Genomic DNA, 23,714 nt, shown 5'->3' with positions numbered 1-23,714 from the left:
GTCAACAATTAGTCATGATGAGGTGTTTTTTATTTACACGATAAGTGAAGTTGGGCAAAAGCTTGGAATAAGCACACATGCCTTACGCTATTATGAAAAAGAAGAAATCATAACACCGGAAAGAAATGCTCAAGGAATCAGGCAATATACCGATTCACAGCTTAAATGGATGGAGTTTGTAAAAAAACTGAGGGAAACGCAAATGCCCATTGAACAAATAAAAAAATATACCCAATTGTTCAAAGAAGGAGACCATACATCGATGGACCGCTTGAATCTATTAGAGAACCATCGCCGAAGCATTGAAACCCAGATTGAAACATTGAAAGTCACTGAAGCAATGCTTGATAAGAAAATAACGGCATATAAACAGCACTTATCCGCTTTGAATCCGTCAAACAGCTAGACCTTCACAAAAAGTGTTCCTTCTGCTTGTCACAGTATTAACGATGCGCCATTTTCTTGAAATTATGTACTTATGTATCGTTAATACTGTTCAATTCAATCTTAATAGGGTCGTTTCTCAACCCTAAAGGAGTGGAAACGGTTATCATATTTTTCACGATCAAATTTTATTTTGTTGTAAAATATAACTTGCTCCAGATTCGTTAATGAACTTTGAAACCCCTTCTGGATAATAAGGCATCAGGCGGTCTGCTTTATCCAAGTCCATCCATTCAACTTTCATAATATTTTCTTCATGTGGAATTTCATTAGGCCGAGTTACGATGTATCCAAGATAAGTAAAAAAGAATACATGCTTTTCATTTATGAGACTCTCATTCAAAGCTACAATATTGCCGACTTCAATGTCATACCCGGTTTCTTCCTTGACTTCTCTTATAGCCGCTTCTGCCAAAGTTTCCCCGGCTTCAACGCCCCCTCCTGGCAATGTCCAAGTGCCTTTCTTATTGAATACCATCAGTATTTTACTTGTGGCCTCATCAAATAGTAATGAATATACAACATCAACTCGCTGGAAATTCATATCTTTACCTCCTTTGTAAAGCAAATGTATCTTCCAATTATAAAGCAAAATAAAAATGAAAATGTACTATTCTGGAAATTGGAATGAGAGAATGTTCTTTTTTAGGAGGATATATATATCATGAGGTAATTAAAATGAAGGCGAGGTAGCCCGAGCTCCGGATGAAGAATGGCTCTCGAGGGCTGCCTCGCCTTTTTTTGATTTAAGTGAAAAACTGCCTTGAATTAATTAGGAGCAGTACCATTTTCCATTATAAAAAATACAGTTTTGCCCACCTTGCTGCCCACCAGGAAAACCAGGGAAAGGCTGCCCCTGCTGTCCGCCCTGCTGTCCGCCCTGCTGTCCGCCCTGCTGTCCGCCCTGCTGTCCGCCTTGCTGTCCGCCCTGCTGACCTGGTTGTTGTACAGGCGGACATTGTAGACCTAAATACTGTAATCCAACGATATCATTGTGATGAACCTCGTTTGGCAAACCATCCTCAAGGATTTGAACCATGCCAGTTGTGGTGTTAAACCCCATCAAAATGAATGTGTGTGTCGAATTTCCCCAAAAACCCCTGAAACAATGCCCTTGGCGGCCTGCTTTTAAATGACTTTGTATCGTTGCAGTAGGAACTAAAGATTGCACTCTTTCTGCGTAATGATAAGGCACATTAGCATAATAATTATCGTAATAATATGGTACATTGTTTTGATGAAAGGCGTAGTTATAGTTATACATTCCGAAAATCCTCCCTTTTAGGTACACTATAAAATATGTGAAAAGAAAGATTATGTCCTACATGGACAAAGATGGACAATGAATTTGGGCTGCCTAATTTCTTGACCGGCTAATCATTAAAAACCCGGACTAGGATCACCTTAAAACAATCATGTTTATACAGCTTGCATCATATTGAAACATAACCCTATGGCCAAAGAGTATTCCAAAGCTAATGAATATTTCCCTGTTTGTGAAATTAGTGTTCTTTGCCTTCATGAAAGCGTCCTTTGCAGAAAGGGTTTTAAGTGATAAATATAGAAGAAGTTACTAGGCTGATAGGATGATCCCTAAAAAAGCAAATTCATAAAACGAAACTTATTGGAGGAAGCAAATGAAGGTAAAGAAAATCCATCATGTAGCAATCATATGCAAGGATTATGAAAAATCAAAAAAGTTCTATGTAAATATCCTAGGGTGTGAAATTAAGAAGGAAACCTATCGTGCAGAAAGAAAGTCGTATAAATTGGATTTAATGGTCGGGGGGGAATATCAGTTGGAATTGTTCTCCTTTCCGGGAAGTCCCTTAAGACAAAGTTATCCCGAAGCAAGCGGGCTAAGGCATTTGGCTTTTGAAGTGGAGGATATTGATCAAGCGGTCGAAGAGTTAAGCAAAGATAATATTTCTGTTGAACCTATCCGGGTTGATGAGATAACCGGAAAAAGATTTACTTTCTTTTGTGATCCGGATGATTTGCCTCTGGAATTATACGAAAAGTCTTGTTGAATGGAATCTATCTAAAAAGATAAACAAATTCGATTGGTCAGGTGCGAGGAGCTCCCGTTCAACTTGAACCTAAAAAAAGCAGACAGACTTGGTATCCAAGGATTTTGTCTGCATTCTGGAAGCTGCATGGCGATTGCGGCTTCTTTTTTTGTCATGGACTTAAAATGGGCTGTCAAGTACTGTTCTGTACTATACAGTATTCAAGCAGGATTCATAAGATATAAAAAGGAGGGACAAGCAAATGAAGGAAGAATGCATGAATGGAGATAAAAACAGCGGTCCAAAAGAAGCTCGGTTTCGTTTAATAACAGGCACATTTACTGACATGGAAACGGCAGAGATGATGGCAGATGAGCTAAAGCATCGTTATGGCTGGATTGTCTATATAATACCTGAACAGAGGGGAACAGAAGGGGGATTAGAATAAACGGACACTAACATCCCTGAGAATGCTCGGTGAATGAAGGGAAAATAATAGAGAGGATGGCTGACTTGAAATTACAAGATATTAAAGGGGAATATGATGTCATAATAAGTTTGGGCAGTTGGTGCGGACCTTCACTAAATTTAAGGCGGCATAATTTAAGGAGATTTTCATTCCCTCTTGATTGGGTCGTATCTAATTCATTATCCGATGTAAACAAATTGTTGAAGAACGGATTCGATGGGTTTATGGACATCAGGCAAATGCAGCGTATAGATGGTGTTGCCGCTTATCTTGATGATGGAGATGCCGTATTTGCGGACGAGGGCAGGAAGAAGCAAAACGCGCATTTTATTCAGGATAGCACGTATAATATTATCTCGGTACACGATTTTCCGATCATTGAGGAGCAGGATTGGAAACAACGTTATCCCTCCTATAAGGAAAAGCTAAATTACAGAATAAGAAAATTCATTGATATACTTGCAAACAGCCAATCCGTTCTATTTATCCGGTGGGGGGCAGTAATCATTCCGGAAGCACTTGAATTGCGCTCTATCTTGGCAGGTATGACACCTGGAAAATGTAACATCCTTTTCCTTGATCCCATAGCAGATATACCAAGTGTTAAGGAAATCGACTGGGGAATTGACGGGATTTGTACGGTACAGGTGCCAAGCCAAAGTCCTAATGATGATTCCATGTGGAATCATGTTTATGATGGACTGGCCATAACGGACTACTGGAAGAATTAAGTTAACCGTGATCATTTGACAGGAGTATGGCTTGGGGAGATGAAGCGGAGTTTCAGCAGGAGTACGGCGAATACGATCAGGAAATGGACAGACAAATGATTCAAATAGGGTGCCTGCTCGAGCATTAGAAATGAAGCTGCAATTGTAGTCCCTCTTTTGGTCACTAGCATATTGAAGGAAGAGCATGTTTTGGCTTTTCCTTTTTCAAACACGCTCTCCTTCTTTAACGGGTGCCTGGGATAGGGATCATTTAAAGGTAAAACGCCGTTTGAAATCCCAATCCAAAATGAATGAGTTATTTGCACCTGTTAAAAACTTATAATCGATATAGGTTCTTTCCTTTTTAGTCATATCATCTACATATGGGGAATAGGTACGGACAAACAATTGGTTTTTCTTTTCATTGAATTCGACAAGTCTTAGCCAGCCATTCCCGCCACGATAATCCGATTGGTAATTGACCACCATTTGAATGACGTCATTTCCCGCTCTGTTTTTCTTTACTTGATGAGCAATGCCGAAATAATGTCCATTGACCGTCATGAAAACTTGATTATGATCCTTTACGAGTTCTTTCCAAATCAGCCGGCCATTAGCAGATTCAGTGGCGATGGTTTCATTATTAATCACATCAGGGAAAATGATATCATGTGAGACGAGGATTGTCGGTTTATCCTGATGCTGATCGAGGACACCTTTTGCCCATTGCAAGTCTTTACGAAGGTTTTTCATATCAACGATCAAGACCAAGTATTGATAACTACCGGCCTTAACGATTGCATAGGAGCTGTACCCGGATTGGGATGAGCCCTTATAGTATGCTTTATTTTGAAAACGGCTCGGTCCATAGTGTGTTAGGAATGGATTTCCGGCAGCATAATCATGATTTCCTGCCGCCATCATATATGGGATGTGCTGCTTATCCAACTTCGAAATGGCTGAAAGTGAGTTTTGCCATTGTTTTTCCGAATCACTATCGACAATGTCACCTACGAATGAATTCATGATGATATGGTTCTTCTTCGTGTTCTTGGAAATCCAATTCATCTGGCTATCGAAAATCTCTGGATTTTGGCTTGAATATTTCTGAGTATCGGGAATGAAAACGAAATTATAATTTTTTTTATTCGTCAAAAGGGGCATTGATTTATTAGAGCCTTCGAAGGGATCATCGTCACGGGGATGCTTCACAAGCCATTCTTTTTCAGTCAATGCTTTATTGGCGATCCGGATTTCCTCAATATTCCCCGCAAATAGTTTATCCAATTTATTGCTCCATTCGGATGCTCCGATGTTCCAGCCCTTCCCAGTCAATCCCGCAATGCCTATAGCCTTTTCCGATTCTCCGTAATCACTTATGCTATTTAAGGTCAAGGTGGTCGCGCTGCCATCATTGACTACTGCCAAGTGGTACCATTCATCAGCATTTAACGCTCTTGACCAATTGCTTACATTATAAGTTAGATTGGAGGGGTGGCTTGTCCAATGTATTTTTTGATCGCTTGATAAAGTAAGGGCAGAAAGAAGTTTCGTGTCGCCATCCATTTTATTAAGGTCGGCCGCTTTTCCTTGCCTGGAGAAAAGTCCTAACCCATTGTTGGTTTTAATTTTAGCTGGTAATTTAAAAATAGCTTCGATTGTGAATCCATTTTCAAATTTCTCTGAATTGATCGGTGCGTTTTTCTTGGTTTTGAAGTATCGTCCTGATGGCCCGTTTTCCTGATTAGCGAATTCCAGGCTATCCACCCCTTCACGATCATGATAATCTTCTTCAGACCATTGAATCAAACCTTTTAATTCAGGTGAGGCAGCATCCCCGATGGTTGCCATCTCCAGAACGTTTCCGTGCTTGCTTGTATCCTCGATCATTAAGTTTCCTTTATCGATTGAACCACTTTTGACATGCTGTCTTGTGAATTTCCAATCAGCCAGGATAGTGCCTCGATCATTTTCAGCATCGGGATGTATGGAGTTTGCCGAATTGGCAATGCCAGGAACAATCATGAATAATAGTGTTAGACCAATAAATGCTTTTTTCATTTTCATAAAACATGCACCCCATTACAATTAGATAAAGCACTATTTGAATAGCCGCTATATTGTTATTCCTTATGTCATCCTGATATCTTTAACGAATTATGTAAGGAAAGAAGATTTACACTGCAATATCATATAGTTTGCTTATCTTCTTGTTAACTTATTAAGGATAGGTAAAAAAGGCCTATTCGACCTGTTGATATCAGGAAGATAATGACACTTAAGTTCTATATAGGCTGTGAAGCGGCTGAAACTGACCGCATAATAGAATCAAAAAAATCACCATATCCGAGAAGAAATTCAACTTTTGGGTTTTAAAAAAAAGTTGTCTTTATGTTTATATATGGCTAATGATTCTGACGGTCGTAAGAAAGAGACATCTCGGAAGGCAAGCCCTATTCAATTAGCTTGGAATGGTGCGTACGGTAACAGAGGAGGGGAAATGTGGAAAAAGGATTCCTGGTTATTGAGACGAAAAGATTGATATTGCGTGAAGCAACAAAAAGCGGACGCAGGTGATATGCTTGACTATCTAACTGATATCGAGGTCGTGAAGCATATGGGATTGGAGCCTTTCCAAACAGTCGATGAAGTGTGGGGAGGAAATCGGTTGATATCAGTCCATACGCAAAGAAGGTACAGGATTTAGATGGGAATAACAATGAAAGATAACGGGAGGTGATCGGGAGCTGTGGATTTTTGAATATAGCCCCTAAACATTTCCGGTCAGAAGTTGGCTATGAACTAAATCAAGCTCATTGGGGAAAAGGCATAGCAGATGAAGCCTTGGAAGCCGTCGTCAGGTATGGCTATCATCACTTTCAATTGGAAAGGATCGATGCTTTAATCGAGCCCGCCAATATTCCATCCCAAAGACTGGTGGAAAAGCAAGGCTTAAAAAGAGAGGGCTTGCTTAGGCATTATGATTATACTTATCGGAAATTCGATGATTTATTGATGTACTCCCTTATAAAAAAAGATTTGAAAATCATCTAACGTCATGAAACGCATCCATGCTTTTTTCAAAACCGCTGTAAGCGGTCTTTTTTATGAACATGATGCCGGAACGAGCGCCAAAGTTTTTTCACTTGTTGCGGTACTCTCTTTCAACCTTGCAAATACGTACGGAATAAGAGGAATACCAGTCTTTCATGCCTTTTTCCTGTGCTTTTTGTGGAAAGCATTTTCCTTCCAGCGCTTGATTGAATCCTGGGATTTCCAATAAGATACGGTGATTCCTGAACCGTTTTGATCCCTTACGCTCTCTACTCCTAAAAAGCCTTCTTGCTGAGAGGCAAGCTCAACCATGAAATCAGCGGTTGAATCGTAGCCTGCTGCATCTCCTTCACTTCTGTTGGATGTAAAAATACAAGCGTAGTAAGGCGGTTCGGGTGTATTTGCAAAAAACATCAACAGATGTCCCCCTTTAACTGACTTTTCAAAATCATATCCTATCAGGATATGCAGGGATAGGGACATTTAGAAGCCGGCAAACCAAGCAATGGGGTGGGGCGTGGAGTTCAAGATATGTTTGGTCCACTATGCAAGAGGGGGAAGGAGATTATTTATTTTGGAACGAATATAGTACTTTGAAGGTTTGTTAAAAAAAGGAGATGGTTTTATGTGTGGGATTTTTCAGTGAACATTTGGAAAGAGACTCCTATTTGCCCAAGCATCGTGATATTCTGTTGCTTAATGCAATAAAGGACCTATCGGCTGACCGGGATGTTTTGGCCATATACCTTTCAGGGTCATTAGCGAAAGGGAACTTTGATGATTACTCGGATATCGATCTGCATACGGTAGTCATCCGAGAACGGAAAGCAGCTTACTTAAAGGGGAAAATGAAACGAGCAAGTGGCTGGGGGAATGTCGCTTTTCATGAAGATCACCATCCATCTTCACCATATATCGTCACACATTATGATACCTTCGTCAAAGTGGATAGCTGGTATCATTCACCTGAGGAAGTTGTACCTTCCATCTGGATGAAGGAAATTGAAATCCGCCATGATCCCTTTAACATCGTCAGTCAGGTTGTTGAGGCATCGGCAGACATTACTTACCAGTCTACAGCGGAGGAAGTGGAACTTCGGCGGGGGAAACTGCTTGCGTTTATCCATGAAACTTACCGAGCTGTAATGAGGGGGGAAAGATTATATGCACGATCTAATCTCGATAAAGTGCGCTGGCACATCGTCCATGGCTGGCATATGGAAATGGGGGAGCATTTAGGCGGCTCCTATGGGGCATGGACGAAAATGGAAGGCAAAAGAAGTAAATTGGATGAAAAGAAATTAAACCTCTTAAATGAATGGGCCAGCGATCGCAATCCTAGTGAAATCATGAAAACGATGGGAAATATGATCCCCGAATTCCTTCGATTGAATAAGTGCCTTAGTATGCTGATGGACATCGAACCAAATGAAGATCACATAAAAAAGATGATAAAAATGGCTACTTAATCTTAGTTTTCATAGCGGAAGTTTTAAATGAATTGATTTGTGTTTAGATCACGATTTCAGAACAAATACGGAGGGATGTCTAACGTGGCTGAATTGATTTATCATGTGGCAGTATCGCTGGACCATTTCATTGCGGACCAAGGCATAATTGATGGAGATATCAGTAATTCCCTCTTTTTATTCGAGGGGGAGCATGTCCCGGATTTTTTAACGGAAATTCAGCAATATGACGCCGTCTTGATGGGGCGGAAAACATATGAGTTTGGCTTTCATTTCGGCGCGAAACCAGGTGAACCTGGCTATAAGGGGCTAAAGCATTATATATTCTCAAATTCCCTTCAGTTCGAATCGAACGAGGAAGTGGAGCTCATCAAGGGAAATGCCGTGGAATTCATTGAAAGCCTCAAGCAGCAAGGGGAAGGTAAGCTTTGGCTATGCGGCGGAGGCGAACTTGCCGGGAACCTAATCAAGCATAAACTCATCGATCAATTGGTACTGAAAGTGAATCCCATCATCATCGGAGAAGGCATCCCGCTTTTCGGCAGCGTCAAGCCTTTGCTTAAACTGGATTTAATTGATATGACGAAGTATCCAAACGGTGTGATCAAACCCACATACAAAATTATCTATACCTAGGGAATCAGTGATCGGGTTGCGGCAGCGGCCCTTTTTTTGTTGTTAAAATCTATTAACCCGCTCCTAATGTAAATCATCCGAAATATGGATGAAAGAAACTATATTTATTCTTTTCAGATAGTTTGCTTCATCCAACATAGTTACCTAGCGCTTACATATATATAACGATACAAAAAGGTTGCTATAGACCCACCCAATTTTAAGTTGGTATGATAATCAAGTACTTAACTGTGGGGGGAAGTTGAATGGAAGAACAGAAATATAATGACCTCAAATTAGGCGAACGTGGTGCAATCATTAGTATCATTGCTTATATTTGTCTATCTATTATAAAACTGATAATTGGATACATAAGTGACTCAGCTGCTCTAAAAGCGGATGGTTTGAACAATACGACTGATATTATCGCATCCATTGCCGTATTGATTGGATTAAGGCTAGCCCAAAGACCCCCCGATAAAGATCATGGATATGGTCATTGGAAAAGTGAAACGATTGCCTCCATGGTGGCATCATTCATCATGTTTGCCGTTGGTGTGCAGGTATTGATCGATGCCATTTCGTCCATGCTTGACGGGGGCAAGGAGTCGCCTGACATCATGGCAGGGTATGTGGGGATTTTATCAGCAATCGCCATGTATTTTGTATATCGGTATAATAAAAAACTGGCTCTCAAAATTAACAGTAAAGCCGTTATGGCCGCTTCGAAAGACAATATTTCAGATGCTTGGGTAAGTATCGGAACCGCTATCGGAATCTTCGGCTCCCAACTAAACATGCCATGGCTTGATCCGCTGACGGCAATCATCGTTGGGCTTTTAATATGCAAAACAGCTTGGGAGATATTCAGCCAATCCTCTCATGAGCTTTCAGACGGATTCGATGAAAATAAAATTCATCTCTATAAAGATGTCATTACAAACGTGAATGGGGTCAAGGGTATAAAAGAAATTAAAGGGAGAAATTACGGCAATAATGAAGTCATCGATGTCGTGATTCTTGTTAATTCCACGTTGGATATAAAAGAAGCACATGATATTGCGACACATGTAGAAAAAGTGATGATGAATGAACATGGGGTGTATGATGTTCATGTTCATGTTGAGCCCAATTAACTACGCTGATTTTCCTTTGAACGAAGATATACCAACAGATTAGACAAAAAATTTTCGAGTGCATATACATGTAGTGGCAGATACTCCCTCTCTAAATTGTTAGAGGGGGATTTTTTGCATTCAAACAAATAAAAATAGTTTTATTGCTTAGTACAAGTTTCCACCTAATATCATACCCTACAAAGAAGTAAAAAAAAGGTGGTGTTTTTATGAGTTGTAATTGCAGAAGATGTCGTGAACAAAGAGAAGAAGTGATCACAGATCCTACAAGGACCGTGGTGAATACGAGAACAAATCGGCGTGTCGTGAAGCATATTCACCCAACGGAAGTGATTAATGTAAATAGGACTGTGGTTAGAAATGAGCATTACTATCCAGTATATGAGAGAGACGTTTATGAAACGGTTGAAGAAAACGTTAATTGCGGCAGTAACCCGAATAATAATAATAGATGCAGACCCTTCTGGGACAGATGAATAAGAATGTAATGGAGCGCCCATTTCTGGGTGCTTTTTTTATTAAAGGGAGTCAGCGAAGCGGCCGAAATAGGCAGGTATTGTAAAAGTTGCAGCGAATGGATGGAAATAGGGAGTGCAATCAGAAAAACATGAACAGATTGTTATACTTAAATAATGAATGTTAATTAACAAAAAGGAATGCCTTTCTGATTGAGCATTCCTCATAACTTCACTTCCTGCTTTCTTTGTTCTCGCTTTCCCGCTTCTTTATGACGGCATAGGCAAGATATCCAATCAAGCCCATGAATAACCCGGTGCCGCCGACAATATAAATCATCGTGAATACTTTTCCGAACGTCGTCTGCGGTTCAAAACCGGGGTGGCCAACGGTGCTTAGAGTGACAACACAAAAATAAAGAGAGTCAATAACGGTCAGCCCTTCCTGCTTAACATAAAAAATGGTTCCGGAAAGTAACATGACCAGGACCAAGGCGAAAAGAACTTGGAAATTCTTCATTTTAAAAGCTGACCATAGCGCTTTTAAAAAACGTTTTAGGGTAAGGATAAATGATATCATGGGTAATCAAAATTCCTTTCTGTTTCATTTCAGATTAGGCAGTAATAGTTCAATCCTGGCTAATCCTTTCACTATACAGGAAATTAGATTGGTTTGACAAAAAAAGAAGGAAGTGTGATTGTAGTGGTTACCATGGGGAGATTCAAAAAGGGGGAAAATATGTTGAAACCGCGTATTACTGTGCTTACGTTAGGCGTGGATGATTTGGAAAAATCGCTGGCGTTCTATCAAGATGGAATGGGCTTTCAAACGGAAGGGATTATAGGGAAGGAATTCGAGCACGGCGCCGTTGCCTTTTTCGACTTGCAAGCAGGCCTAAAACTTGCCATTTGGAAGCGAAGCGATATAGCGCATGAGGCTAAGGTTCCATTGTCGCAGGCAAGTTCCACTGAATTCACGATTGGCCATAATGTAGGAAACAAGGAAGAAGTTGATCGTGTATTGCTGCAAGCATATAAAGCGGGAGCCGAAATAACCGATCCGGCACACGATACGTTTTGGGGAGGATATTCCGGTCACTTTAAAGACCCTGATGGCCATCTTTGGGAGGTGGTCTGGAATCCGCAGTGGGACTTGGAAGAATGACGAACGCCCTTTTGAACATCGCAGGAACAAACTGATTGAGTATCAAAATGAAGGAAGCACTAGACCTTGAGGGGGATATGCTTCCTTTTTTATTTAAACAATTCACTGCTTTTTACCATGCGTTATTGAATCTTTTCAATCTATTATTCGGTGAAATCACCCTTGGCGTTTCATGGCTTGAATAGGGACTGAGGGGAATGTTGTGTTGTCCCGGAATGGAGTTCCGCTTTCAGTTTTTTTTGATTTTATCGAGCGAGTTATAACAAGTCAGCTGCAAAATCAGTGCATTGCATATGGGGGAGACTGTAATTGCAAACTACCTTTCTTATAGCAAGCAAAAAAGCAGATCATATGCTCCATTTTCTCGTAAGCATCCACGACCAAGGGGTTTTTATAACCTGTTTTTTCAGAGGATTTTTTAGTATCTACCGGGCCTCCTGCGAACTCCTGTTTTTTTAGCAGGGGCCTAAACCAGTTCCATTCCACCACCACCTCCCATCCTTACCTGCTTGAAAAATGCTTGATTATGACACCGTTCGTTTGATTTTGAACATTTTGAACCTCATGATCTCGATATAAAAAAAGGATTGACATAATAAGTATAACGTTATAATGTTTAATTATTGAATTATGTGTTTTTTCAGTCTTTTTTCATGGAGGGGGAAAGGTTATTGAATAGTTTTATGAATGTACTTGAGTCAAAGGTGCTTCCAGTGGCAAATAAAATCGGATCACAAAGACATCTGCTAGCAATCCGGCATGGTGTCCTTGCAACACTTCCTTTAACGATTATCGGTTCGTTTTTTGTTATTTTATTGAATTTCCCTATTGATGGGTATGACGAATGGATTGCTCCTTACCGAGCTGCATTGGATGTACCTTTCCGATTTACAGTTGGGGCGATGGCACTCTATGCTGCATTTGGGGTGGGTTCGGCTCTTGCTGGTCATTATAAATTAGATCAGCTCAGTGCAGGCTTTCTATCAGTCTTAGCTTTTCTGATTACATGTGTGGTGCCTACCCAAGTCATGGAAACAGTTCCAGGTGTGATTGAAGCGGGGCGCTGGCTGCCCATAAGCTCTTTGAGTGCTGCTTCTTTGTTCGGAGCGATCGTCACCTCATTGATTTCCGTTGAAATTTTTCATTTTCTCATAAAACGGGACATCAAAATCAAATTACCGGAAAGTGTCCCGCCAATGGTGTCCAACTCGTTTGCAGCCCTGATTCCAACATTGGTCGTGGTCCTTCTTTTCTGGGGCATTCGTTATGGTTTAGGTTTTGATATTAATTCGATCATCACGACATTGGTGTCTCCTCTCAAAGATCTTTTGGTCGGTAATAGTTTAATAGGCGGTCTGCTTACCGTCTTCCTCATCGTTTTCTTTTGGTCGCTTGGTATTCACGGACCGGCCATATTGGGTCCGATCATACGGCCGATGTGGGATTCGGCAATACTAGAGAATATGGATGCATTTGCTAGAACGGGTAATGCGGCGAATTTGCCAAATTTATTTACCGAGCAATTCATTCAATGGTTCGTTTGGATTGGTGGCGCAGGATCGACACTATCGCTTGTAGTACTGTTCTTATTTTCGAAATCGAAGTATTTGAAAGAGCTGGGTAAACTGTCCTTTGTTCCAGGGATTTTTAATATTAATGAACCTGTCATCTTTGGAGCACCTATCGTCATGAATCCGATATTGATGGTCCCGTTCATTGTTGCTCCTTTGGTGAATGTCGTCGTTTCATACACGTTCTTTCAATTAGGTTTGATTCCTATGATCATGGCCAAGCTTCCGTTTACGGTCTTCGGCCCGATTGCCGCTGTAATCAGCACGGATTGGACAATCATGGCAGGAGTTCTCGTTATATTGAATTTCTTCATCTCATTAATGATTTATTTTCCGTTTTTCAAGATGTTCGAAAAGCAGCACCTGCGTGATGAAAATAAAATCGAAGATGGACCGGAAGAAAAAAAGGCAGGCATTAAATATGCTTGAAATTATAGGCGCAGTGCTAGCCTTTGTCGGTGCCCAAATCCTTTTTTCGCGAACGACGCTAGCTGAATGGATAACACCTTGGAAATCAGTCGGCTTTACCATTTTAATCATTAGCATTTCCATCATTTTGTTTAGCGCATTAGGGTCAACTTATTATTTGATTGTCATCATACCAACCATTGTTTGTTCTGTAATGGTATCTTCACGCTACCGTGACTATTTAATGAGGTTACAGGCAAGGCGGGTTCAATGGAAAGAAAATAGGGAGTGAATGAAGCTATGAGAAGATTGGGAATATCGATTTATCCGGAACACTCTACACCGGATCTCGACAAGCAATATATAAAATTGGCCCACCACTATGGGTTTGAACGAATATTCACGTGCTTATTATCGGTTTCAAAACCTTACGAAGTCGTCATGGAAGAATATAAAGATATCATTTCTTATGCGAAAACGCTGGATATGGAAGTCATCCTTGATGTTGCGCCGGCTGTTTTTGCCAACTTTAATATAAGTTATGATGATTTAGGATTTTTCGCAGAAATGGGAGCGGACGGCGTTCGTCTGGATTTGGGCTTTGATGGCTTGAAGGAAGCTAAAATGACGTATAACCCTTATGGATTGAAAATTGAACTGAATATGAGCAATGATGTCGAATATTTAGCGAATATTTTGTCGCATCAAGCCAATAAGAATCAGTTGATTGGGTGTCATAATTTTTATCCGCAAAAATTCACGGGACTGCCTTATGAATTCTTCATCTCCTGCAGCAAGCGTTTTAAAGAACATGGCATTCGGACAGCGGCATTTGTTACTTCACAAACGGGTGACATAGGGCCGTGGAACATCAACGATGGATTGTGCACATTGGAACAGCATCGTGAACTTTCCATTGATGTACAAGCCAAGCATTTATGGGCCACAAACTTAATTGATGATGTGATCATTGGAAACGCTTATGCCAGTGAAGCGGAATTGAAAATGCTGGGAGCTTTACAGCGGGACATGATCGAGTTGAAAGTGGAGCTCCATTCGGATGCATCTCCCATCGAGCATCAAGTCACCTTGGATGAGATACATATTCGCCGTGGGGATATTAGTGAGTATATGGTCCGATCAGTTGAAGTCCGGAAAAAATATGGAAATGAAAATTTTACGATTCGAAAAAGTGTTCCACAGCAAAAAGGGGCCGTTTTCATCGGCAATGATTCCTTTGGAAAATATAAAGGAGAGCTTCAAGTCATTTTACGGGATATGCCCTTGGATGAACGGAAGAACCTCGTTGCACAAGTAGTGGAGGAAGAACGGTTTTTACTGGATTATATTAAGCCATGGAGCTCATTTAGATTGATTGACTAAGCTGGATCAAAGTTTGACAGGAAACAAATAAAACAATGTAATTATGAGGAGGAAAATGGAATGAATATACTATTATGCTGTTCTGCAGGAATGTCAACAAGTCTATTGGTTAATAAAATGGAGAAAGCCGCATTGGAAGAAGGCGTGAATGCGAAAATCCAGGCAGTGGCCACTACCGAAGTAAGAAATCATATTGACGATGTGGACGTGATTTTGTTGGGGCCGCAGGTTCGTTACTTACTTAATGATATTAGGAAAATCGGAGATGAAAAGGGCGTGCCGGTAGATACGATAAATCCGATGCACTACGGATCATGCAATGGCAAGGAAGTGCTGAAAACAGCCATTCAATTAATTTCCAAATAATTCACTTCGAAGAGATGAGAGGGTGCTAATATGGCGAAAACGAAAGAGGCGTTATCTGAACTATCTTTTCAATTGATCCTCCATAGCGGAAATGCCCGAAGCTGCGCAATGGAAGCCATCTCCTTGCAAAAGCAAGGCAAATCCAGCAATGCACAAGAAAAGCTGAAAGAAGCGGAGCAAGAGTTTGTCGCGGCACATAAAATCCAAACCGCCTTGATCCAAGCGGAAGTGAATGGTGAAAATTTCGATATTCCCATGCTGCTGATTCATGCTCAAGATCACCTGATGACCTCCATGACAACAAAAGATTTAGCGATGGAAATCGTGGAATTGCATGAGAAAATACAAAAGGATCATTAAGTGAGGGTTGGCGCTTGATCGTTCAAAAAGTCGCCGGAAAATGATCTGATCTGAGCCAATAATGTTAGACCTATAGTTTAAGCAGCTTCTAAGACCTGAGTTCGGTTTTCTATCGGACTCAGGTCTTTTAATATTCCCTTCATACGTTCGTGGTTATAGGAATGAATATAATCATCTAATTCCTTTTCAAAGTGATCCATAAAAAGCAAATTTGGAATTTAACATGCCAAAGAAATTTTCCATAACTGCTGTTGGCTTGGTTGGAGCAATGGTTAACAAGTAAAGGAAACTTGTCCCAAAACGTTCAAGGATAATTGGTGGGGAACGGACTCGAAGAAAAATAGCTGCAGCCTTGAAATTCAATGTTAATCGGTGGTCTATCTAGATCTAGCTGATAATGGCTATGGAAAGGAACAAAGATGAATTTTTACCAAAATCTGTAGTTGGTGCAACTTCATTGACATGAATCAATAATAATATATAATACAGATAGATGATATCTCTAATTGAAAATCATAAATGAATTTGAAGAATAGGAAGGAAATGAGGAGAGTGAAAGAAATCAAAACTCAATTAAGCCTATAGGACAACGTTTTTTTATCATTAATTATAGATAATGTAGATATCTAATATAATTTTGATAGTATTTAAGAATTTATCAAGATATAAAGCCCATATTGGTTCGGCTTCTGGGAAAATAAAAAACAAATGAGGGAAAAAACAATGTCAAAAATTTTATTTGTAAAAATTAACGATCGTCCTGAGGATCAAGCAATTAGTGTGCAAATGTATAATAAATTTTTAAACACGTTTAAAGAAACGACACGAAATGAAGAGATTATTGAATTAGATTTATTCAATATCAATCTTCCGTATTATGGAAATGCAGCTATTACTGGAGGATTCAAGCGGAGCAAAGGGTTAGAGTTATCAGCGGAAGAGGCAAAAGCTACAGATATTGTTGAACACTACTTAAAGCAGTTCTTGGATGCCGAAAAGGTAGTTTTCGCTTTTCCATTATGGTATTACACAGTTCCTGCTCCATTAATAACCTATATTTCTTACCTTTCCCAAGCAAGGAAAACTCAGGTTAGTAACAAAAAAGTTGCTATTTTATGTGCTCGTGGTTCGGATTACTCTTCTGAACATATGGCATCAAAGGAGATGGCCGTAAATTTTGTAACTAATTGGCTTCATTACCTCGGCATTACTGAACTTGAAACGGTCGTGATTGAAGGTCATACACAATATCCTGGTCTTTCACAAGGAATCATAGAAGATGGTTTGGACATGGTAGTAAAGGTTGCCTCCGATTTCTAATAATGAAGAGAAGGGACTTGGCAAAAAGATGACTCATTCATTGAAACCTGCATTGGTCGTCATTTTAAGATAAGTTCGGCAGGAGGGTCAGCTGCCATATTCAATGTGGTTAAAAAATCTGAAAATATGATGTATTACGCTCTTTGGGGTATGATCCAGTCCTATATAAATATGGATCAATTGAATTGTCTACTGAAGGAGATGAATAAATTTTTCTCATCCGTTTACACCCAAGTGTTTGAAAAGGTAACTTGAAACGATGTTTTTGATAACATCTTACTGGCGATTAATGAAAGAACGGATTTAGCCAAAAAATAGAAAAGATGTTGCCAAAAATATATATAGCAAAGGAGTGTATGGTACATGAATTTCAATGGATTTGATCAAACTGATTTTGACACGTTTACAATAGAAGGACTCGAAACTAGAATGGAAGCAATAAAAGATCGTATTCGGCCGAAGTTTCAAGCGATGGGCGACACACTGACGGATGAATTGTCAATATTGGCTGGAAATGAAATGTTTCTGCATATTGCAAAACACGCACGACGAACCGTTAATGCTCCGAAAGACACTTGGCTAGCGATATCAGCAAACAAACAAGGATATAAAATGCTTCCGCATTTTCAAGTAGGCTTATTCGATGACCATGTTTTCATATGGCTTGCATTCATTTACGAATTACCTAACAAGAAGGAAATTGCGAGTAATTTTCTCAAGGAAATTGATAGTATTCGGGAGCTGATTCCGAGTGATTATGTCCTATCAATTGACCATATGAAAAAAGAATCCGAATCAATTTTCAATCTAGGTGAAGAAGGATTGGAAAAATCGTTAGAGCGCTTTCGAGACGTGAAAAAGGCAGAGTTCCTTGTTGGTCGCCATGTTCAATCTAATGATCCAATCTTGAAGGATGGTGATAAGTTCATTTCATTAGTTGGTGATACATTCAAGACATTATTTCCACTTTATAAAATATCGCTTCTATAAAAAAACGCTTACTACTCGTTTTGAAAGGCTGGAACCAGCCTAAAAAGGGCATATCAAAAGTTGTATCGGCGTACTACAGACCTACACACCATGAATTACAGAAAAACGTTAAAGCATACGGTTAAAAATACAATGTAAATGGGAAACTGTAAAGACATGGCTTCTATGGGACTTTTAACTTTTTGAACAGTTTCCTGAATATATAAGCAACATAGCCAAAAGCTCGTATAGGTACAGGGTCTGGCATCAGTAATGCATTACCATTATAGATATAAAGAACAATCTGTCTGATATATGTTTCATATCTGAACTGTAAATCACGAATGGTTTTAATCCTATGTGACAAAAACTGAACAGATTAAGAAATTCAGTTGTGAAAATTAGGGATATCAACACATCGGTTAAATTTTTTCTTTTCTTGATCATATCCAAACTAGGACAATGAAAATTGATTTTAGACCCTAATTTTTTTAGTCGGAGGTTATTTACATGCAATTCAGCAAAGGAGTCGAATACGCTCTGCATTGTCTATCTTATTTTGTAGATTTACCTACAGGGAGGTCCGTCGGCGTTAAGGAACTAGCAACATTTCAAGGGGTTTCTGAAACGTATTTATCAAAGATCTTTACTAAATTAAAGAAGTCGGGCATCGTACGTTCCATGCCTGGCGTTAAAGGTGGGTACGAATTAGCTAAACACCCAGGTAAGATTGATTTTTGGGATGTTATAGAAGCAATTGAAGGAGAGCAGCCTTTTTTTCAGTGCGCAAACATCAGGCAAAAGTGCATCTTGTCTGAGGGACAAGAAGTTCAAGACTCCATTCATTGTGGACCCTGTACAATTAACGTTATTATGTTAGAAGCTGAGGAGAAGATGAAGGTTTATCTCAAAAGCAAAACCATCTTGGAGCTTAATGATACTTTAAAATTGAAATTGAAGGACAGACATTCAGAGGGAGTAGATTGGTTCCGAAAAGCCCTGGAACATAGATAGGGGGTCCTGTTCACATTTTACCGAGTTTCTGTACTACGGGAGCCTTAAAATTAGCTGTACTGACTTAAATGAATTTTTTTACGTTTAATTACGGATAATAGGTATCTGTAATATATGCAGTGTAGGACTATTTAATAAAGAAAAGGTAGGGAAGAAAATGAAGACTGAATCAGTAAATACCGTTGTAAATGCGAAAAAGCAATTTGATGAGATTGCGCTGCAATTTGAAACATTTAGGATCCTTAATGAAGAAGGTATAGTCATCAATGAAGATGCTATGCCAGATCTTACTGTAGAGCAATTAAAAGAACTAATGAGGCGAATGGTGTACACACGTATTTTAGATGAACGTTCAATCTCTTTAAACCGTCAAGGCCGATTAGGTTTCTATGCACCAACAGCTGGTCAAGAGGCTTCACAGATAGCTTCTCAATTTGCTCTAGAAAAAGAAGATTTCATTTTACCCGGATATCGTGATGTTCCACAGATTATTTGGCATGGTTTACCGTTATATCAAGCATTTTTATTCTCTCGTGGACATTACCATGGAAATCAAATGCCCGAAGGTGTTAACTGCTTAGCGCCACAAATTATTATTGGTGCTCAGTATATTCAAGCTACCGGTGTAGCTTTAGGTTTCAAGAAACGCGGGAAAAATTCAGTCGCAATTGCTTATACCGGTGATGGTGGTGCATCACAGGGCGATTTTTATGAAGGAATGAACTTTGCAGGTGCGTTCAAAGCACCAGCGATTTTCGTTGTTCAAAACAACCGTTATGCGATTTCGACTCCAGTTGAAAAGCAATCTGCCGCAGCTACTATTGCACAAAAAGCGGTAGCAGTTGGTATAGCAGGTGTTCAAGTTGATGGTATGGATCCACTTGCGGTGTATGCAGCAGTTCGGGATGCGCGAGAACGGGCAGTTAAGGGTGAGGGCCCCACTCTCATTGAAACGTTAACATACCGTTATGGACCACATACCATGTCCGGCGATGATCCGACACGTTACCGTACAAAAGAAATAGATAATGAATGGCACGAGGTAGATCCTTTAGTACGCTTCCGTAAATTCTTAGAAGCAAAAGACCTTTGGAATGAAGAAGAAGAAAAAAAGGTAATCGAACAAGCAAAAGAAGATATAAAAGCTGCAATACAAAAAGCCGACCAATACCCAAAACAAAAAGTTACTGATTTGATCGAGAATATGTACGAAAAAATGCCAGGTAATCTACAAGAACAATATGAAATTTATAAAGAAAAGGAGTCGAAATAGACCATGGCTCAAATAACGATGATTAAAGCAATCACCGATGCAATCCGTACAGAGTTAAAGAATAATGAAAATGTTTTAGTTTTTGGTGAAGATGTTGGTGTCAATGGGGGAGTATTCCGCGCAACGGAAGGCTTACAAAATGAATTTGGTGAAGAGCGAGTTTTCGATACACCTCTTGCAGAATCAGGTATAGGCGGCCTTGCCATAGGTTTGGGTCTAACTGGTTTCCGACCAGTCATTGAGATCCAATTCTTCGGTTTCGTATACGAAGCGATGGATTCCCTAAATGGACAGCTTGCCCGCATGCGATATCGGTATGGCGGTCGTTGGACGGCTCCAGTCACCATTCGTGCACCTTTTGGTGGGGGAGTTCATACACCCGAGTTTCATTCTGATAGTTTGGAAGGGCTCCTTGCTCAACAGCCTGGATTAAAAGTCGTTATACCATCAACCCCATATGACGCGAAGGGCCTGTTGATTTCGGCGATTCGGGATAACGATCCAGTTGTATTTTTAGAGCATATGAAATTGTATCGTTCTTTCCGTCAAGAGGTTCCGGAAGAAGAGTATACGATAGAAATTGGTAAAGCGGATGTGAAACGGGAAGGAACAGACCTTTCGATCATTGCCTACGGTGCGATGGTTCACGAGTCAATAAAAGCAGCCGATGAACTCTCAAAAGAAGGGATATCAGCAGAAGTTGTAGACTTAAGAACGATTAGCCCGTTGGATATGGATACGATTATAAAATCCGTTGAAAAGACGGGTCGTTGTATAGTCGTTCAAGAAGCTCAGAAACAAGCTGGTATTGGAGCTCATGTGGTCGCTGAAATAAACGAGCGCGCAATCCTAAGTTTAGAATCTCCAGTATTACGTGTCTCAGCACCTGATACTGTGTATGCATTTACTGAGGCGGAAAACATTTGGTTACCGAATTATAAAGATGTAATCGAAACAGCTAAAAAAGTTATGAACTTTTAATTGAAACGTAGCCACCATGTATCGTAAAAACAATTTCGCCTTGCATAGCGTATTTAAGGATATAAAAAAAGGAAAACAAATAATTGTAGACGGAGGATTGGATATGTCAAAACATATTTTAATTTTAGGCGCCGGGTACGGTGGTTTATTATCAGCCATGGCAGCCCGTCAACACCTAAGCGTGGATGAAGCAAGGATTACGGTAGTGAATCGGTTTGCCACACATCAAATCATTACAGAACTGCACCGTCTAGCCGTAGGAGGCCTTAGTGAACAAGCAGTTGCCCTCCCACTTGATAAATTGCTTAAAGACTACAATGTTGTTTTAAAAATAGCGGCGGTAAAAGAAATTAGACCAGACCGCCGTGAAGTATCTCTTGAAGACGGAGCAATATTAAGTTACGACTATTTAGTGACTGCTCTAGGAAGCGAAACAGCTTACTTCGGTATCCCTGGTTTAGAAAAGCACAGTTTCGTACTTAAATCAGTAAATGATGCAAATCGATTACGTGCCCACGTAGAAGGTTGCATCGCTGCATATAGCAAAACAAAAAATAAAGCGGACGGTACGATTGTGGTTGGCGGAGGGGGCTTGACTGGTATAGAACTTGTTGGAGAATATGCTGATAAAATACCAAGTTTATGCTTAAAATACGGCATTGATCCTAAAGATATTTCTCTTTACTGTGTAGAAGCTGGCCCTTCGATTCTTAAAGGCTTCCCTTCAGAATTAATTGAACGCGCTTATTCAAGTTTATCGAAACGTGGCGTTACAATCGTTACTGGTATACCAATTGTAAAAATGGATGGTAGATCCGTTGAACTTAAAGACGGCAGAAAAATTGAGACAAAAACAATGATATGGGCTGGAGGAGTCCAGGGGATCTCTGCAGTAGCTAAATCCGGTATGGAGGTGAATCGGGGACGCATACTCGTAAACGAGTTTTTACAGTCTACATCTCACCAAAATGTATTCGTTGCTGGTGATAGTGCTATCGTATTGGGTACAGACGGAAAGTCATATCCACCAACTGCTCAATTAGCTTGGCAAATGGGTGAAGTTGTGGGTGTGAACTTAGCTAGGTCCATACGCGGTGGTGCTATGGAACCGTTCATGCCTGTATTCTCTGGCACTTTAGCAAGCCTTGGACGTAAAGATGCAGTTGGTACAATCGGTGGAAATAAAACGCAATTAAAAGGATTGCCGGCAACATTAATGAAAGGAGCTAGTGATGTTCGTTACTTAACTCATATCAAAGGATTATTTAGCAAAGCATATTGATTATTCATTTTCACTTTTCAATTCTATCCATTTTTTAAAAAGAAAAAAATTCCAAAAAAATAAGCTATAGAGGTGTAAATTATGCGAAGAGTGGTTATTTTAGGAACGGGTCCAGCGGGATTAACAGCAGCCATTTATTTAGCCAGGGCCGATATGAAGCCCCTTATCATTGAGGGGGGTCAACCAGGTGGCCAATTGACAATGACTACGGAAGTGGATAATTATCCAGGTTTTGTGGAGGGGGTGATGGGTCCCGAACTCATGGGAAACATGAGAAAGCAAGCTGAGCGCTTCGGTGCCGAATTTAAGACAGGATGGGTGAATAGTGTAGACCTTTCTAGTGGGCCCCCATATAAATTACGTGTAGAAGGATTAGGCGATATTTTAACACAATCTCTAATTATATCTACAGGCGCTTCTGCAAAGTTCTTAAACATTCCTGGGGAAAAAGAGAATATTGGACGAGGTGTTAGTACATGCGCAACCTGTGATGGATTTTTCTTTAAGGATAAAAAGATAGTCGTTATAGGCGGCGGAGATACAGCGATGGAAGAAGCCCATTTTCTTACAAAATTCGGTTCGGAAGTACGTATTGTGCACCGGAGAAATGAACTAAGAGCATCAAAAATCATGCAAAATCGAGCACAGCAAAATAAAAAGATCACGTGGAGTTTAAACAAAACACCAATTGAAATAATGGCGAACAACAAGAATGAAGTAACAGGATTGAAGTTAAAAGACAATGGAACTGGTGAAGAGGAGATAATTGAAACAGACGGTATTTTCATTGCTATTGGCCATTTACCTAGCACTGGCTTTCTAAAAGGGCAGTTGAATACAGATGAAAATGGGTATATTATTGTAAAACCTGGTTCCACTCAAACAAGTGTTCCAGGTGTATTCGCTTGTGGGGATGTTCAAGATAGCAAGTACCGTCAAGCCATTACAGCAGCTGGAACAGGATGCATGGCCGCTTTGGACGCAGAACGTTATGTAGAAGAAAGTGCAGTCCATGATTGGAGTAAAGCATGATAAAAATACGACGATCGAGTAGCGAAGGTAATGATAGTATTCAGCAATAGGTTCGTATTGATCTATAATGAACATATGACCCTTAACACATGAAAATTATTAGAAGCTATATTCCAAAGCTGACAGGTATTTAATATGAAGGCTCTGATAAAGAGTTTCGTTGAAATTGAGGGACTCCAGTCTAGGTGTCCCTTTATCCGCCGAATTCCTATTCCTTCTTAATCTTCAA

At 40.0% G+C, this 23,714-nt stretch carries 28 protein-coding genes and 3 pseudogenes; 23 read left to right on the top strand and 8 right to left on the bottom strand.

Annotation, left to right across the window (positions count from 1 at the left end; genetic code table 11):
- The first annotated feature begins 31 nt into the window (after positions 1–31).
- The gene (locus CVN76_RS19160) at positions 32–406 is read left to right on the top strand and encodes a MerR family transcriptional regulator (RefSeq protein ID WP_100532641.1); all 375 of its coding nucleotides are present in this window, start codon (positions 32–34) and stop codon (positions 404–406) included.
- Positions 407–565: 159 nt separating this feature from the next.
- Here the strand turns inward: CVN76_RS19160 and CVN76_RS19155 are convergent, their stop codons facing one another.
- Positions 566–988, bottom strand: coding sequence for an NUDIX hydrolase (locus tag CVN76_RS19155; RefSeq protein WP_100532602.1), 423 nt, complete (start codon positions 986–988; stop codon positions 566–568).
- Positions 989–1,216: 228 nt separating this feature from the next.
- Positions 1,217–1,708 carry a hypothetical protein gene (locus CVN76_RS19150; protein ID WP_100532601.1) on the bottom strand — a complete coding sequence of 164 codons (492 nt, stop codon included), beginning with the start codon at positions 1,706–1,708 and terminating at the stop codon, positions 1,217–1,219.
- Between the two features lie 373 nt (positions 1,709–2,081).
- Between CVN76_RS19150 and gloA2 the strand changes: the two genes are divergently transcribed.
- The 3 genes from gloA2 (at position 2,082) to CVN76_RS19135 (ending at position 3,653) form a co-directional block, all read left to right on the top strand.
- Positions 2,082–2,474, top strand: coding sequence for an SMU1112c/YaeR family gloxylase I-like metalloprotein (gene gloA2 / locus CVN76_RS19145; protein WP_100532600.1), 393 nt, complete (start codon positions 2,082–2,084; stop codon positions 2,472–2,474).
- 241 nt (positions 2,475–2,715) lie between these two features.
- Positions 2,716–2,901, top strand: coding sequence for a hypothetical protein (locus tag CVN76_RS19140; RefSeq protein WP_100532599.1), 186 nt, complete (start codon positions 2,716–2,718; stop codon positions 2,899–2,901).
- A 56-nt stretch (positions 2,902–2,957) separates the two neighbouring features.
- Positions 2,958–3,653 (top strand): DUF1796 family putative cysteine peptidase, encoded by a 696-nt coding sequence (locus CVN76_RS19135; protein ID WP_100532640.1) that lies wholly within the window; start codon positions 2,958–2,960, stop codon positions 3,651–3,653.
- An 11-nt stretch (positions 3,654–3,664) separates the two neighbouring features.
- On the opposite strand, the gene CVN76_RS31140 is transcribed toward CVN76_RS19135, so the two are convergent.
- Both CVN76_RS31140 and CVN76_RS19130 read right to left on the bottom strand, forming a co-directional pair.
- Positions 3,665–3,865, bottom strand: coding sequence for a hypothetical protein (locus tag CVN76_RS31140; protein WP_157805711.1), 201 nt, complete (start codon positions 3,863–3,865; stop codon positions 3,665–3,667).
- Between the two features lie 34 nt (positions 3,866–3,899).
- The gene (locus CVN76_RS19130; RefSeq protein WP_100532598.1) at positions 3,900–5,699 is read right to left on the bottom strand and encodes a LamG-like jellyroll fold domain-containing protein; all 1,800 of its coding nucleotides are present in this window, start codon (positions 5,697–5,699) and stop codon (positions 3,900–3,902) included.
- Between the two features lie 435 nt (positions 5,700–6,134).
- On the opposite strand from CVN76_RS19130, the pseudogene CVN76_RS32470 reads away from it, so the two are divergent.
- Positions 6,135–6,686, top strand: a pseudogene (locus tag CVN76_RS32470) (GNAT family N-acetyltransferase).
- A gap of 88 nt (positions 6,687–6,774) precedes the next feature.
- Here the strand turns inward: CVN76_RS32470 and CVN76_RS19120 are convergent.
- Positions 6,775–7,100, bottom strand: a pseudogene (locus tag CVN76_RS19120) (antibiotic biosynthesis monooxygenase family protein).
- Between the two features lie 254 nt (positions 7,101–7,354).
- Here CVN76_RS19120 and CVN76_RS19115 point away from each other — a divergent pair.
- The 4 genes from CVN76_RS19115 (at position 7,355) to CVN76_RS19100 (ending at position 10,382) form a co-directional block, all read left to right on the top strand.
- Positions 7,355–8,155: a nucleotidyltransferase domain-containing protein gene (locus CVN76_RS19115; protein WP_232732327.1), complete on the top strand. Its 801-nt coding sequence runs from the start codon at positions 7,355–7,357 to the stop codon at positions 8,153–8,155.
- Positions 8,156–8,239: 84 nt separating this feature from the next.
- Positions 8,240–8,791: a dihydrofolate reductase family protein gene (locus CVN76_RS19110; protein WP_100532596.1), complete on the top strand. Its 552-nt coding sequence runs from the start codon at positions 8,240–8,242 to the stop codon at positions 8,789–8,791.
- 245 nt (positions 8,792–9,036) lie between these two features.
- Positions 9,037–9,906, top strand: coding sequence for a cation diffusion facilitator family transporter (locus tag CVN76_RS19105; RefSeq protein WP_100532595.1), 870 nt, complete (start codon positions 9,037–9,039; stop codon positions 9,904–9,906).
- A 209-nt stretch (positions 9,907–10,115) separates the two neighbouring features.
- Complete coding sequence (locus CVN76_RS19100) at positions 10,116–10,382, top strand: CotD family spore coat protein (protein ID WP_081092354.1); 267 nt, start codon at positions 10,116–10,118, stop codon at positions 10,380–10,382.
- Between the two features lie 211 nt (positions 10,383–10,593).
- On the opposite strand, the gene CVN76_RS19095 is transcribed toward CVN76_RS19100, so the two are convergent.
- On the bottom strand, positions 10,594–10,941 hold the full coding sequence (locus CVN76_RS19095) for a potassium channel family protein (RefSeq protein ID WP_100532594.1): 348 nt from the start codon (positions 10,939–10,941) through the stop codon (positions 10,594–10,596).
- A gap of 162 nt (positions 10,942–11,103) precedes the next feature.
- Here CVN76_RS19095 and CVN76_RS19090 point away from each other — a divergent pair, with 162 nt between their 5' ends.
- Positions 11,104–11,526, top strand: coding sequence for a VOC family protein (locus CVN76_RS19090; RefSeq protein WP_100532639.1), 423 nt, complete (start codon positions 11,104–11,106; stop codon positions 11,524–11,526).
- A 35-nt stretch (positions 11,527–11,561) separates the two neighbouring features.
- The gene (locus tag CVN76_RS31135) at positions 11,562–11,711 is read left to right on the top strand and encodes a hypothetical protein (protein WP_157805710.1); all 150 of its coding nucleotides are present in this window, start codon (positions 11,562–11,564) and stop codon (positions 11,709–11,711) included.
- 94 nt (positions 11,712–11,805) lie between these two features.
- Here CVN76_RS31135 and CVN76_RS19085 read toward each other — a convergent pair whose 3' ends face one another.
- Positions 11,806–12,012: a hypothetical protein gene (locus CVN76_RS19085; RefSeq protein ID WP_100532593.1), complete on the bottom strand. Its 207-nt coding sequence runs from the start codon at positions 12,010–12,012 to the stop codon at positions 11,806–11,808.
- Between the two features lie 185 nt (positions 12,013–12,197).
- Between CVN76_RS19085 and CVN76_RS19080 the strand changes: the two genes are divergently transcribed.
- Genes CVN76_RS19080 through CVN76_RS19060 form a run of 5 tightly spaced genes read left to right on the top strand, consistent with a single transcriptional unit; the run spans position 12,198 to position 15,614 of the window.
- Positions 12,198–13,526: a PTS sugar transporter subunit IIC gene (locus CVN76_RS19080; RefSeq protein ID WP_100532592.1), complete on the top strand. Its 1,329-nt coding sequence runs from the start codon at positions 12,198–12,200 to the stop codon at positions 13,524–13,526.
- A complete protein-coding gene (locus CVN76_RS19075) occupies positions 13,519–13,797 on the top strand; it encodes a hypothetical protein (RefSeq protein WP_100532591.1) in 279 nt (92 codons plus the stop codon). Before CVN76_RS19080 ends, CVN76_RS19075 begins: the two co-directional genes overlap by 8 nt.
- Before the next feature lie 8 nt (positions 13,798–13,805).
- The gene (locus CVN76_RS19070; RefSeq protein WP_100532590.1) at positions 13,806–14,888 is read left to right on the top strand and encodes a DUF871 domain-containing protein; all 1,083 of its coding nucleotides are present in this window, start codon (positions 13,806–13,808) and stop codon (positions 14,886–14,888) included.
- Positions 14,889–14,915: 27 nt separating this feature from the next.
- Positions 14,916–15,254: a PTS sugar transporter subunit IIB gene (locus CVN76_RS19065; RefSeq protein WP_269800053.1), complete on the top strand. Its 339-nt coding sequence runs from the start codon at positions 14,916–14,918 to the stop codon at positions 15,252–15,254.
- Positions 15,255–15,284: 30 nt separating this feature from the next.
- Positions 15,285–15,614, top strand: coding sequence for a PTS lactose/cellobiose transporter subunit IIA (locus CVN76_RS19060; protein WP_100532588.1), 330 nt, complete (start codon positions 15,285–15,287; stop codon positions 15,612–15,614).
- Positions 15,615–15,691: 77 nt separating this feature from the next.
- Here the strand turns inward: CVN76_RS19060 and CVN76_RS32465 are convergent.
- Positions 15,692–15,863 (bottom strand): annotated as a pseudogene (locus tag CVN76_RS32465) (IS3 family transposase); the annotation flags it as partial.
- Positions 15,864–16,337: 474 nt separating this feature from the next.
- On the opposite strand from CVN76_RS32465, the gene CVN76_RS19050 reads away from it, so the two are divergent.
- The 7 genes from CVN76_RS19050 (at position 16,338) to trxB (ending at position 23,485) form a co-directional block, all read left to right on the top strand.
- Complete coding sequence (locus CVN76_RS19050) at positions 16,338–16,934, top strand: FMN-dependent NADH-azoreductase (RefSeq protein WP_157805708.1); 597 nt, start codon at positions 16,338–16,340, stop codon at positions 16,932–16,934.
- A gap of 363 nt (positions 16,935–17,297) precedes the next feature.
- Positions 17,298–17,924, top strand: coding sequence for a YktB family protein (locus tag CVN76_RS19045; protein WP_100532585.1), 627 nt, complete (start codon positions 17,298–17,300; stop codon positions 17,922–17,924).
- Between the two features lie 489 nt (positions 17,925–18,413).
- Positions 18,414–18,917, top strand: coding sequence for an RrF2 family transcriptional regulator (locus CVN76_RS19040; protein WP_100532584.1), 504 nt, complete (start codon positions 18,414–18,416; stop codon positions 18,915–18,917).
- 157 nt (positions 18,918–19,074) lie between these two features.
- Positions 19,075–20,190 (top strand): pyruvate dehydrogenase (acetyl-transferring) E1 component subunit alpha, encoded by a 1,116-nt coding sequence (gene pdhA, locus CVN76_RS19035; RefSeq protein ID WP_100532583.1) that lies wholly within the window; start codon positions 19,075–19,077, stop codon positions 20,188–20,190.
- A 3-nt stretch (positions 20,191–20,193) separates the two neighbouring features.
- Positions 20,194–21,171, top strand: a complete 978-nt coding sequence (locus CVN76_RS19030) for an alpha-ketoacid dehydrogenase subunit beta (RefSeq protein WP_100532582.1) — start codon at positions 20,194–20,196, stop codon at positions 21,169–21,171.
- Between the two features lie 103 nt (positions 21,172–21,274).
- Entirely contained in the window at positions 21,275–22,453 is a 1,179-nt protein-coding gene (locus tag CVN76_RS19025) for an NAD(P)/FAD-dependent oxidoreductase (protein WP_100532581.1), read from the top strand.
- Between the two features lie 81 nt (positions 22,454–22,534).
- The gene (gene trxB, locus CVN76_RS19020; RefSeq protein WP_100532580.1) at positions 22,535–23,485 is read left to right on the top strand and encodes a thioredoxin-disulfide reductase; all 951 of its coding nucleotides are present in this window, start codon (positions 22,535–22,537) and stop codon (positions 23,483–23,485) included.
- The last annotated feature ends 229 nt before the right edge of the window (positions 23,486–23,714 follow it).

Source organism: Bacillus sp. mrc49 (assembly GCF_002803435.1).
Note: the sequence above shows the minus strand (reverse complement) of the source record. Positions and strands in the feature narration are given on the sequence as shown.